The sequence below is a fragment of the Nostoc sp. LEGE 12447 genome, assembly GCF_015206985.1.
Taxonomy (GTDB): domain Bacteria; phylum Cyanobacteriota; class Cyanobacteriia; order Cyanobacteriales; family Nostocaceae; genus Nostoc.
Window position 1 is genome coordinate 45,374 of the sequence record NZ_JADEXT010000044.1, and the last position, 12,908, is coordinate 58,281.

The window sequence follows — 12,908 nt, forward strand, 5'->3', positions numbered from 1 at the left end:
GGCAAGCCGTTCGCGTAGCGTCTCGTAGAGAAGCGTCTACGTTAAAAAAAATTAGCCGTTCCCCACGCCAGAAGAGAAAAATACAGTTTATTCTTCTCTTTACATTCATGCTAGCAATGACAGGGTGTAATTTTTTTGGTATCAACTCAAGTAAAGAACAACTCCCAGCAGTATCCTCACTTACACCACCAAAATTACCAGACTGGATTGAACAAATTAGTCCTATTGGCGATGCAAAACCTCTCAACCAAATTCGCATCCGTTTTAAAGAAGCTTTAATTCCAGTTGAAAATCTTGATAGTCCAGAACAACAGAAAATATTAGAAAAATTTGCCCTTTGGCCGCCTTTACCCGGCCAATTTCGCTTTTTAACACCGCGTATGGTAGGTTTTCAAGCTGAGAAAGCATTGCCAATAGCGACAAGATTTCAAGTCACTCTCAAAGCAGGTTTAGCTGATTTAAAAAATCATCGCTTAGATAAAGATTTACCTTGGACTTTCAATACCGAATCTATCAACCTGACTAATTTACCCGGTGTCAATCCCATTGAGAAGGCTGATATTGAACCCATTGATTTACAACCAAAGCTACAGTTTACTTCTAACGTAGAATTAAATTTAGCTTCTGTACAAGAAAAATTACAGTTAATTCCTGAAGGAAAAAATAAGGGTGTAGGCTTCAAAGTCGAATTAAATAAAGAAGAAAAACTAGTAAAAAATGAAGAAGATCCTTTAGAAAAATTTGACCCTTCAGCCCGCAATTGGATTTATAATCTCATTCCACAGCAAAACCTCGAAAAGGCAACTCCTTATCGCCTAGTCTTTTCTCCCGGAATACGTCCTGCTTATGGCAATCTCTCTACAGAGAAAGAATTTGCCAGTAAGTTAGTAACTTATTCACCTTTAGCATTCCAGAAAATCAACTTTTACGGACAGCCAGATTCAGGTGGAACTTTTGGACGATTTATTAAAGGCAGTCCCCAGCTAGAATTTAATAATGTCTTACTGCCAGATTCAGCCAAAGAAAGTATCACCATTAATCCAGCACCAAAAGACATTTCGAGAATCATCCAAATAAATGATGAAGATAAAATTGTTGGTATCAATCCTTATGCGCTAGAACCAGCTAAAAATTATACAATCACTATCGACGGAAATCTCAAAGATAAGTTTGGTCAGACTTTAGGTAAACCCATCACGCTTAAATATGATACTGGAGATTTAGCCGGGGATATCTGGGTGCCATCAGATTTGAATATTTTCCCCACAGATAAAAATTTACAGCTAAATATTACTACCGGAAATCTTCCAGAATCTAAATATAAAGCAGCTTATCGAGCAGTTAAACCGACAGATTTAGTTTATTTTAATAATAGTAGTGATTTATTACCACAACCTTCTGATTGGCAAAGCTTTAAGGTATCGGGTAAGAAGAATGAATCAGTCGATATTGCTGTTCCTCTGCGGGAAAAAATAAGTGCAGCTACAGGAATGTTAGCTTATGGAGTGCAAGCCCGTACTAATAAATATCAGGAGAATGGTAAAGAACTGTGGCGAGAACCTACCACTTATGGCATGGTTGAATTGACGAATTTGGGCGTATTTACTCAGTGGTTCCCTGATTCAGGCTTAATTCGCGTCAATCATTTGACAGATGGTTCGCCAGTTCAAGCGGCGGCTGTGGAAATTTATCAATCAAAATTACAAGCAAAATCTCGCCCAGAACCAGTACCTTGTGCAACTGGTAAAACTGATGAAAATGGAATTTTTAGAATTGTTCGTGAAGAATTACAGCAATGTTATTCTGGGAATGAAAGTTCTAGTAAATCACCACAATTATTAGTAATTGCCCGTGAAAGCCAAGATTGGGCATTCGCTAGAACTGAAGAATATAGCGGTGTTTATGGTTACGGCATTGATGCAGGTTGGCAAGATAGTAAGCCAGAATCACGCGGGGTAATTTTCTCAGACAGACAGTTATATCAACCAGGTGAAAAAGCTTGGTTTACTGGTTTTGCTGGCTTCTTGCAAAATGGCACAATTCAACAAGATAAAAATGCCGTTTACCAATTAACTTTAGTAAATCCTGATGGGCAAAAGACCAACTTAGGTACGCAAACTACAAACGAATTTGGTACATTTGCTCTGGAATTGCCAATCAAAACTACCCAGCGCTTAGGCTACCATACAATCCAGGCTAAGGGTAAGAATGGACAAGAACTTTCTGGGGAATTTCGAGTGGCTGAGTTTAAGCCACCAAATTTTAAAGTCGAACTTAACTTAGATAAAGAATTTGCTTACATTGACGATAAAGTTAATATTAATGCTACCAGTAATTATTTATTTGGTGCGCCTGTAGAAGGTGGAGAAGCAAAATACTTTATTACTCGTCAACAGGCTAATTTTATTCCCAAAGGTTGGGACGAATTTACTTTTGGTCGGCAGTGGTTATGGCCAGAAGAATCTCCTAGTATCTCTAGTGATGTGTTGCAAAATAATACCCAACTAGATGCTAATGGTAAAAGTAGTCAAACGGTTAGTGTGGCTAAAGATTTGCCATATCCCATGACTTACCAAGTAGATGTACAAGTTGCAGATGTTTCTAATCTGTCTGTAGCGAATTCCAAAACTTTTACAGCCTTACCAAGCAATCGTCTAATTGGGTTAAAAACTAATTTTATTACTAATGCTGGTAAGGCTTTTCCTATTGATGTAGTTGTTACTGACCCTACAGGAAAACCGATAACAGGTCAACGAGTGCTACTGGAATTACAAGAGATTAAATATAGCAGTGTCACTCAATTAGTTGAAGGTAGCCGAACGGCAAAAAATCAAGTTGAATATAAAACAGTCGGACAAGCAGAAATTACATCTGCTAGCAATCCCCAATCGGTAAGTTTGACAGCACCGGAATCTGGTTCATACCGGATTAGAGTGAATTTTAGTGATGCAAAATCCGAATTAAGCGCCACAGATTTACAAATTTGGGCAACTGGACAAAACCCAGTATTTTGGGGTTCGAAAGAAAAAGATGTCTTAGAACTTAAATTAGATAAACAAGAGTTTAAACCTGGTGAAACTGCTACTGTACTAATTCAATCTCCTTATCCAGATGCAGAATTGTACTTTGCGGTGATTAAAGACAAACCCCTTTATCAACAAATTACCAAAGTTCAAGGAAGCGCACCACAAATTCAGTTTCAAGTTACACCAGAAATGCTGCCAAATGCAGCCATTGAAGCTGTATTAGTAAGGCAAGGTAAACCCATTAGCCAAGTGGAAGTAGGAACTTTAGATAACTTGGTGAAGATTGGTTTTACACCTTTTAAAGTTAACTTAGAAGATAAGTATTTAAAACTGCAAGTTAAACCAGTGCAAGCATCATTAGAACCTGGTGCAGAAGAAACAGTACAACTAGAACTGAAGGATAATCAAGGTAATCCCACCAAAGGACAGTTTACAGTCATGGTGGTAAATGAAGCGGTGTTACAACTTTCTGGTTATCGTCCGCCAGATTTGGTGGATACAGTTTATGCAGAACAGACAATATCTATCCGCTTTAACGATAATCGCGCGGATGTTATATTACAACCGCAAGATGTAGCTAAACCGAAAGGTTGGGGTTATGGTGGTGGTTTCTCAACTGGTGCAGCTAATACTCGCACTCGCACCGATTTTAAAGCCTTAGCTTACTACAACGCTTCTGTTCTTACCGATGCAAATGGTAATGCACAGATAACTTTTAAACTCCCGGATGACTTAACTACATGGCGAGTAATGGCTGTCGCTACCGATGGAAATCTGCGTTTCGGGAATGGGGACGCGACGTTTATCACCACCAAGCCACTGCTAACTAATGCCATCTTGCCACAATTTGCACGTCCAGGCGATCGCATTCTCGCTGGTTTATCCGTCACCAACAACACCGGGAATACAGGAAATCTCTCAATTAATGGCGAACTTAGCGGCAATGTGAAGTTTGCTGACAAAAACCCCACAACTACTGCTTTGCAAACCAAAACCGAATCTGCAACTCACGCTTATCGTTTTCCAATGCTGGCGGATAGCGTCGGAGTTGCTAAGGTTCGCTTTACCACTCAGCTAAATGGTACAGCCGCAGATGCTTTTGAAGTACCTTTGGAAATTAAGCCAATTGAAATTACCGAACAAGTCGTTGAAACTGGTGTCACCGAAAAACAGGTGAAAATTCCCCTGAATGTTGATAAAAATACCTTCCCTGATGCAGGAGGTTTAGATATTCAGTTAGCGAGTACTTTGATACCGGAGATGCAAGCACCAGCAAAGCAGGTTTTAAAAGATAATGATTTGCCGTTTACAGAACCTGCTGCAAGTCAATTAATGATTGCGGCCAATTTGCAAACTATCACCCAAAAATATGGTCAAACTTTTGCAGAATTTAATCCTAGCCAACAAGCTAATTTAGCAATCGAACAATTACAAAAACTCCAAATAGCCGATGGTGGTTTTGCTGCTTTCCCCGGACAGGAAAAATCCGACCCTTGGGTTTCTGCTTATGCAGGTGAATCTTTGGCTAAAGCCAGTCAGGTGTTCCCTAATTTAGTTGACTCTGGAATGCTATCTCGCCTCAAAACTTATCTGCAAAAAGTTCTAGCGAATCCTGGAGAATATGATTTTTGCAAACAATTACTCTGTAAAAGGCAACTGCAAATTAATGCTTTAATCGCCCTAGGAGATTTAGGAGATAAACGCAACACTTTTCTCGCAGATATTTACGAACAGCATAATAATTTTGATTTAGTAACTCAAATTAAACTAGCGCGATATTTATCTCAATTCCCAGAATGGCAAGATGAATCTCAACAATTAGTAAACAAGCTGCAACAGAATATCTATGAAACTGGCCGCACAGCAGTTGTGAGTTTACCCAGCAGTTGGGGATGGATGAGTTCATCTACAACGACGCAAGCGCAAGCTTTACGCTTATTTATTGCCAAGAAAAGTAAACCCGAAGTTATAGATAAGTTATTCCAAAGTCTTCTCGCACTGCGCCGGGACGGCACATGGCAAACTAACTATAATAATGCCCAAGCCTTAACAGCTTTGGTAGATTATAGTCAACTGCAACCCACACCCCCTAATTTTGTTGCCACTGTGCAATTAGCTGGTAATAAGTTAGGAGAAAATCGCTTTGAAGGTTACAAAAATCCTAGCTTACAACTAATTGTGCCGATGAATCTATTACCTCGTGGTCGTAATGATTTAACGCTGCAAAAAGCAGGTAATGGCACTTTACACTATCTGGTTGCTTATAATTATCGCTTGCAAGGAAATCAACCAGGCAGATTTAACGGTTTACGCATAACGCGAGAACTTAGTCAAGTAAATGAAAAGAAAGTTTTACAAAAAACGGGGATTTACGCTTTCGATAAACCCTTGACTTTAGCTTCTGGACAGGTGTTTGATATTGGTTTAGAAATCATCGCCGATCGCCCCGTGGATCATATAGTAATTAAAGATCCGCTACCAGCAGGTTTTGAGGCGGTGGATGCAAGTTTTCAAACTACCACGGCTGCATTACAAGCAAAAGCCGATAATTGGGAACTTGGCTTTAGAAATATCTACCGCGATCGCATTATCGCCTATGCTGACCACCTGGAACCAGGAGTTTATAGCCTGCATTACTTAGTCCGTTCTGTCACCCCAGGGACATTTTCTTGGCCTGGTGCAGAAGTTCACCTGCAATATGCACCAGAAGAATTTGGGCGTACTGCTGAGTCTACATTGATATTGGAGGATGCGAAGTAGTAAGTATGAGAATGCCTAGGTTGAGCTACGCCTAGGCAAAACTTTTACTGCAATTAAGTACAATCAAATGTCGTCCTTATTTACTGGAAACCACAATTGCCTGGAATGGGATTAATTTCAGGATTTCTCTGAGGGTTCCTCATCAATGAACAATGCTTTTTTACTGCGCTTCAACTGTTTCCAAAGTTCTTTAATTTGTTTGTAAGCATCTTCTGGCTCAATCTTTCCAGATGTTTCTAGATTGGTAATGTAGCCAACTTTTTGAGCAAATTCTTGAAGGTTGGCATTAAATACTAAATTCTCTGGCTTAACTTGACCGTAATAGCGACTACGAGGGTAAAGAAATTTGTTTTTGTCGTCAAGATTAGTCTCGTCCATTATTTCACCCCCAATAAGTGACTTTTACCAACGATAATCACAACAAAGATGGCTTCAATGAAGAAATTGCCGGGATTATCGTGAACGATGAGCCAATCTAAAAGGGAACACAAAATCAAGTATATAGCAAGTAGCTATTTATTAGCTGCGATTATAGTAAGCTTTTTCAATCATGGACATTAAGTGTAGACTATACCAGGTTCTGTTAATAGCGTTGCAATCAGTGGGTCTAGATTAAACATTTTTCCCTTCTCTCTGTGTCCTCTGGGATAGTTTGCGGCATCTACGTTCAAAAAAACAGTTTTAACCCTAACTGAACCGTATTAGGATTTAGCTGGCACATTTTCAGATGTTATACAAACAAATTTTATTATTTTACAACTACCCATTGCGTTACAGGTGCCATTGCCCGCCAGCCCAAAAATTTACCAATAGGTTCCGCTCGTTGGATGGCAATACGAGTTAAATCGCCACCGACTCGTTCATGCCATTGAAATAAAGTTTGCTCACCCTCTACTGTCACCACATTTGCCACCAAACGTCCACCCGTTCGTAGTGCTTCCCAACAAACATCAAAAAGTCCCGTTGCTGTCACTCCACCACCAATAAAAATCGCATCTGGTACTGGCAAATCTTTCAGTGCATGGGGCACTTTACCTTCAATGATTTGCAGATTTGGAGTACCGAGAGTAGCGGCATTATCGGCAATATATAGTAGTCTAGAAGAATTTTGTTCGATCGCGATCGCTCGACACCGAGCATTACTCCGCATCCATTCGATGGAAATTGAGCCACAACCCGCGCCAACATCCCATAACAACGCTCCCGGTGTGGGAGCCAAAGCTGCTAGAGTGATTGCCCTAACTTCACGCTTTGTTAACTGTCCATCGTGGTGGTAGGCGTTATCTGGCAATCCTGGTAATCTTGGTAAAGGAATAACCCCAGCATCAGCAATACAATAAACTGCGATCGCATTCAAAGCCGCAATTTCAGTCTCACTCCAAGATACAGCTGTACCTTCCACAATTCTTTCATGATTGCCGCCCATACGCTCCAAGACGGTAATTTTGCTGCCACCATAGCCACGATTTGTCAAAATTTTCGCAACAATGGCGGGCGTGTCCTTCCCTTCGCTCAAAATCAATAGTCGCGCTTTTGGGTAAATGTAAGACTGGAGTAGGGAGGATGGACGACCATTCAAACTTAAGGTTTCTACCTCAGTTAAAGACCATCCCACCCTGGCACAGGCGAGGCTAAAGGCTGAAGGTGCGGGGATAATCGTCATTTCAGAAATGGGAATTCGCCGCATCAAGGTGACACCAATGCCGTAACACATCGGATCGCCGCTTGCGAGTACGCAGATTGACTGACCCCGACGCTGGATGATTTCTTCTACAGATACGCTAATGGGAGATGTCCAGACTAGTTTGTCACGTTGGTCATCTGTAGGCAGCATTGCCAAATGGCGATCGCCTCCGACGATTACTTTAGCTTGATCGACTAGAGAACGAGCGATCGCGCTTAACCCCTGTAACCCATCTTCTCCAATGCCGACGATAGAAAGCCATTTCTGTGTCATGTTAATATTAATAACTAAGATTTGACGCTAATTCTAATTCTGAATTATTGCGTCAATTTTGGTAGGATATAGTTCATAGTGCTGGATTGAGGATAGCAAGATGAACTCACTCCCAGAAATAGAAGCTGCTATTATGCAATTGTCTGAAGGTGAAATGCGGGATTTATCAAACTGGCTTCAAGAATATCTCAATGATGCCTGGGACAAGCAAATTGAAGTAGATGCAAAATCTGGTAAATTGGATCAGTTAATCCAGCATGCAAAGGCAGATATTGAAGCTAATCAGGTAAAACCGTTAGATGAAATCCTTAACAACCCCTGATTTTTGGCGCTCTTATGCTGTACTTTCACCTGAAGCTTAAGAGCAAGCTAGAAAGGCGTATCGTCTTTGGATTAATAATCAATTTTATCCGTCTTTACATTTCAAAAAAGTTGGAAATGATTTGTGGTCAGTCAGGATTAGTGGTGGATATCGCGCACTAGCAATTAAGAACAGCGAGGATTATTACTGGATCTGGATTGGTTCACATGATGAGTATGAGGCACTGATTGAATAAGAATATTGCTGCCTTCATTTTTCACAAATTTTTTAAATAGTGAACAGTAAACATTAGTACTTTGTCAAGCTAGTTTTGAGGGTTTGTAGTAAGGACTTTAGTCCTGATTTTTCAGCACTAAAGTCTTGACTACGAACTTTCTTCCTTGATAAGTAATCACTGTTAAACCAGTGCGGCTGTTGCTTTCACAGCAAAAATCTTCTCAATCACATCTTCTACTACCTTATCTGGTGTAGAAGCACCAGAAGTGATTCCCACAACAATTTCTCCATCTGGCAACCAGTTTTCTGTAGTTATTAACTGCCCATTTAATTGCCGATGTTCTATGGAATCTCCTGATTGAATCCGCTCAACAGTATCAATGTGATAAGAAGGTATTCCTCGCTCAAAAGCAATTTGTTGCAATTGAGTAGTATTCGATGAATTAAACCCACCAATTACTACCATCAAATCTAATTTATGTTCCACCAATTCCAACATTGCATCTTGCCGTTCTTGGGTAGCATCACAGATAGTATTGAAGCTTTGGAAATGCTGATTTAACTCTATGGGGCCATACTTCTGCAACATAGTCCGCTCAAAAAGCTTCCCGATTTGCTCAGTTTCATCTTTAAGCATCGTAGTTTGGTTAGCAATGCCAACTCTTTCTAAATCACGATCGGGGTCAAATCCTGTTGAACAAGCTTTAGCAAATTTTGTCAGAAATTCTTCACGATTCCCACCATTGAGAATATAGTCAGCAACATATTGTGCTTCTTGTAAATTCAACACAATCAAATATTTGCCAGCAAAGGAACTAGTAGCGACTGTTTCTTCGTGCTTATATTTACCGTGAATTATTGATGTATAATCTATTTTTTTGTGCTTTTCTACTGTATTCCAAACTTTAGATACCCAAGGACAAGTTGTATCAACAATTTTGCAGCCTTTCTCGTGAAGGATCTGCATTTCTTGAACGCTAGCCCCAAAAGCGGGTAGTATCACTACATCACCAGTGCCAACAACAGAAAAGTCTTTATTCTTTCCTTCAATAGGGATGAATTCTACTTCCATCTCCTGCATTCGCTGATTTACAGAAGGGTTGTGGATAATCTCGTTAGTAATCCAGATGTGTTCTGTGGGAAAATGCTGACGAGTTTCGTAGGCCATGGCCACAGCCCGTTCTACACCCCAGCAAAAACCAAAGGCTTGTGCTAGCCGGATGGTAACATCACCCCGTTGCAGGATGTAATTGCGATCGCGAATTTCTTGAATCAAGTTACTCTGATATTCAGATTGCAACTGGGTGGCAACTTCTGCTTGATGACCAAAACCCTTGCGATTGTAATTTTCTGAATGTTGCAGACTGCGCTTAAAAGCTTTTGTATCCATTAGATTTGTCTACTTCAACCACTATTTTTTATTTTCTCGTGCCCAGACGAGATTTATACACAGTTGTATTCAAAAATATTATCAGAGAGGGGGAAAGGGAAAAGGATAAGAGGTAAAAGGATTTAATACCTTTACCCTTTACCCTTTAACCTTTTCCCCTCTTCTTCTTGCTGGGATTTTAATTCGATTTCGCTATAAATCTGCAATGCAGAACGCCAAACTATATACCCTTCGGGACTTAAATGTAAGCCATCAGTAGTAAATTCGCGGCGTAGATTTCCTTGCTTGTTAGTAAACAGGGGATATAAATCAAGATATTTGACACCTTTTTTGCTAGATATGCTTTGCAGTTGCTGATTCAACCCCTGAATGCGACTATTGGCAACAGCCAGAAGTTTATCTCGTCCTTTCCAGGTTGCTTCCTCTGCCCCATGTGGCAAAATCGATTGCACAACAATTTGCGCGGTGGGATGCCTCTTTCGGAGGTAATTGATAATTTGCCGCTGATTATCTAAAATTTCCTCGTTGCTCACCCCCCGAATTAGGTCATTAATGCCAATCATCACAAAAATGACTTCTGGTTTGCTGCGGTCAAATATTTTCAACCTGTTTAAGAGTCCATTACTGGTTTCGCCAGAAATCCCTTGATTGAGCCAAGTTTTACCTTCGGGTAATAACTCAGGGGGAAACCATAAACTCAGAGAATCTCCCGCCAGGATAGTTAAATGCGGAGGACGTTGGTCAGCAGCGACCTTGGCTTCTTGCTTGAGAATTTCTACCCACTCCTGATAAGTGAGTTGATGACGGCGACCCAAATCAGGTGTAGCAATTTGGGTTGAGTTGTTCAGGTTAATTTGTTCTGGGGATGTTACTATCCCAAAAAAAGCGGCCAATTTCTGCTGTTGCCAAATTAGCAGAATGACCGCCAACATTAGGATGCCGTTGGTTAACAGCGAGAAAAATGCCCAGATAGGAAAGGTTTTTGCAGAAGTAGACACGACTAGCGAAATTTACCAATTATTTGAATCAAATTTTAACGCTAGCGATCGCAAATTACACAATCTTAAATTCGGGAGTGGGCAATGGGAGGCAGAGGGCAGGGAGCAGAGGGAGCAAAGGGGAAATAACTAATGCCCAATTCCCAATTCCCAATTCCCATTTCCTACTAACTAAGTCGGACGATCGCCAAACTCGGAATTGTAACCTTCTTCGCCGTGTTCGTTGATATCCATACCTTGCAATTCTGCTTCTTCTTTAACACGCAGTCCAACTGTAGCATCGATAACCTTGAGAATAATCCACGTACCAACACCTGCGATCGCGTAAGCAATGGCAATTGCTATTAGTTCAACTCCCAATTCACCAAAATTACCACGCAGCACTCCGTCTTTACCTCCGCCGTTGACTTGAGTCGTGGCAAAGATGGCTGTTAAAATTGCCCCCACTGTACCACCAACGCCATGTACAGGATAGGTATCTAAAGCATCGTCAATTTGCAGCTTGTGCTTGAAACTTACAGCATAGAAGCAAACAAAGGCGGTAATGAAACCAATTAAAATCGCTGATAGGGGTGTCACAAATCCGGCGGCGGGAGTGATACCTACTAAACCAGCAACGGCTCCTGTAGCTGCTCCCACGGCTGTGGGTTTACCCCGTAAAACTGCTTCCAAAATTAGCCACATTAAAGTCGCTGCCGCCGCCGACGTATTGGTGGCAACAAAGGCTGTTGTTGCTAAATTTGTTGTTAAGTCCCCAGAAGTTCCACTAGCAACAGTTAGGGCACTCCCAGCGTTGAAACCGAACCAACCAAACCATAGCAAGCCAGCACCCAGCAAGATGAAAGGAACGTTGTGCGGCGGACTAAGACGATCGGGATGGGTTTTCCGAGGGCCAAGAACGATCGCTGCTACCAGAGCAGAAATACCCGAACTAATATGAACTACTGTGCCACCTGCAAAGTCCAAAGCACCTAATCCACCATATAAACCCAAGAATCCACCTTTCGCCCATACCATGTGGGCTAGGGGGGCGTAAACGAAGGTTGACCACAGCAGTACAAACAGCGAATAGGCGCGGAAACTCATCCGCTCAACGAGCGCCCCGGAAATTAAAGCTGGGGTAATAATGGCAAACATGGCTTGATAAATCGTGAATGCCTGGTGGGGAATTGTTCCGGCATAAGAGACTACATCAGCATATTTGGGATCTGCTGCTTTGAGCGCATCTTCATAAGGCAGGTGCGGCAAGTAGCCTTGAGTCTCTAAACCGACACCGTTCAACCCAAACCATTGCAATCCACCGATGAAAGGCAACCCTGGTGCGAAAGAAAGACTATAACCCCAGAGAATCCAGGTAACTCCCACGATCGCCATCAAGACAAAGCTCATCATCAATGTGTTTAGGATATTGCGCGATCGCACAAATCCACCATAGAAGAATGCCAATCCTGGTGTCATTAACAGTACGAGTGCTGCTGAAATCAGCATAAATGCCGTATCTCCAGTATCAGCAGCAGGTGGAGCAGCAGCTGGTGTTTGGGCAAAAGCATTGCCCATTAGCGGCCCTGCCAAAAACAGTAGGGTCATAGCCCCAATCATCACAATTTTCTTCAACACTTCTTTTTCTTCCTAAGCACCAACGATTTGTATCCTTAACTACATTTGATTACTTTTAGCTACACATTTTTGTCTTAAAAGTTACTTAACTTTAATTTTGTGGAAATGTTAACAAAAATATAATCCGGATTGTAGTTGCCAAAATGGAAACAAGAGTGTAACGATGCAATGATTGCATCTTTTTGTGCAGGATAGCATTTTATGCAAGCGCTACAAAACTCCAAATTTTTAGTTACTTACTGTTACAAAACAAGATACTTCTAAAAATTGATAATTATTATCAATTTTTAGAAAATTTGTACAAATTTATCATGAATTCTCTTTATCTCTACGCATTTACGCGGGAGTATACAGATTCTTGCTTATCTTCGGCTGGTTATTAAAAAACCTTGGCGATTTTTGGTCAGCTTATTATGTGTTTAGGGGATTCCAGCAAAAGAAACATCCCATCTCCAGATAGCACAGATGTGCTATCCAAACAAATGTATAAATAATTTTGGCGTTGCTGAATCAAAATATGAATCAGGCGATCGCTGGAATAAAACTTGTACCTCACATCGTGAGCGGCACTGAACCATACTTAAGATAATGTATGACCAGTCGGATAGAGTGTCTCAGCATT

7 protein-coding genes are annotated in these 12,908 nt (G+C 41.1%); 2 read left to right on the forward strand and 5 right to left on the reverse strand.

Translation table 11 applies throughout. The features are described 5' to 3' along the window. Positions 1–107: 107 nt before the first annotated feature. Positions 108–5,786 carry an alpha-2-macroglobulin family protein gene (locus IQ274_RS29555; protein ID WP_194144348.1) on the forward strand — a complete coding sequence of 1,893 codons (5,679 nt, stop codon included), beginning with the start codon at positions 108–110 and terminating at the stop codon, positions 5,784–5,786. Positions 5,787–5,903: 117 nt separating this feature from the next. Here the strand turns inward: IQ274_RS29555 and IQ274_RS29560 are convergent, their stop codons facing one another. Further along, the gene (locus IQ274_RS29560; RefSeq protein WP_194144343.1) at positions 5,904–6,164 is read right to left on the reverse strand and encodes a hypothetical protein; all 261 of its coding nucleotides are present in this window, start codon (positions 6,162–6,164) and stop codon (positions 5,904–5,906) included. A 370-nt stretch (positions 6,165–6,534) separates the two neighbouring features. Continuing rightward, the gene (cbiE, locus tag IQ274_RS29565) at positions 6,535–7,743 is read right to left on the reverse strand and encodes a precorrin-6y C5,15-methyltransferase (decarboxylating) subunit CbiE (RefSeq protein ID WP_194144344.1); all 1,209 of its coding nucleotides are present in this window, start codon (positions 7,741–7,743) and stop codon (positions 6,535–6,537) included. A gap of 100 nt (positions 7,744–7,843) precedes the next feature. Between cbiE and IQ274_RS29570 the strand changes: the two genes are divergently transcribed. After that, positions 7,844–8,065 (forward strand): hypothetical protein, encoded by a 222-nt coding sequence (locus IQ274_RS29570; RefSeq protein ID WP_163929587.1) that lies wholly within the window; start codon positions 7,844–7,846, stop codon positions 8,063–8,065. 397 nt (positions 8,066–8,462) lie between these two features. On the opposite strand, the gene IQ274_RS29575 is transcribed toward IQ274_RS29570, so the two are convergent. The 3 genes from IQ274_RS29575 to IQ274_RS29585 all read right to left on the reverse strand — a co-directional run bounded on the left by IQ274_RS29575 (position 8,463) and on the right by IQ274_RS29585 (position 12,256). Then, positions 8,463–9,671, reverse strand: a complete 1,209-nt coding sequence (locus tag IQ274_RS29575; RefSeq protein ID WP_163929586.1) for a 4-hydroxy-3-methylbut-2-enyl diphosphate reductase — start codon at positions 9,669–9,671, stop codon at positions 8,463–8,465. A gap of 131 nt (positions 9,672–9,802) precedes the next feature. Further along, positions 9,803–10,669 carry an SGNH/GDSL hydrolase family protein gene (locus IQ274_RS29580; RefSeq protein WP_194144345.1) on the reverse strand — a complete coding sequence of 289 codons (867 nt, stop codon included), beginning with the start codon at positions 10,667–10,669 and terminating at the stop codon, positions 9,803–9,805. Positions 10,670–10,840: 171 nt separating this feature from the next. Then, entirely contained in the window at positions 10,841–12,256 is a 1,416-nt protein-coding gene (locus IQ274_RS29585; RefSeq protein ID WP_416209855.1) for an ammonium transporter, read from the reverse strand. Positions 12,257–12,908 lie beyond the last annotated feature (652 nt).

What these genes read in the sequence shown, in the direction of transcription:
- IQ274_RS29555 (WP_194144348.1), top strand. Translation starts at nt 108, where the DNA reads ATGCTAGCAATGACAGGGTGTAATTTTTTTGGTATCAACTCAAGTAAA.
- IQ274_RS29560 (WP_194144343.1), bottom strand. Translation starts at nt 6,164, where the DNA reads ATGGACGAGACTAATCTTGACGACAAAAACAAATTTCTTTACCCTCGT.
- cbiE (WP_194144344.1), bottom strand. Translation starts at nt 7,743, where the DNA reads ATGACACAGAAATGGCTTTCTATCGTCGGCATTGGAGAAGATGGGTTA.
- IQ274_RS29570 (WP_163929587.1), top strand. Translation starts at nt 7,844, where the DNA reads ATGAACTCACTCCCAGAAATAGAAGCTGCTATTATGCAATTGTCTGAA.
- IQ274_RS29575 (WP_163929586.1), bottom strand. Translation starts at nt 9,671, where the DNA reads ATGGATACAAAAGCTTTTAAGCGCAGTCTGCAACATTCAGAAAATTAC.
- IQ274_RS29585 (WP_416209855.1), bottom strand. Translation starts at nt 12,256, where the DNA reads ATGACCCTACTGTTTTTGGCAGGGCCGCTAATGGGCAATGCTTTTGCC.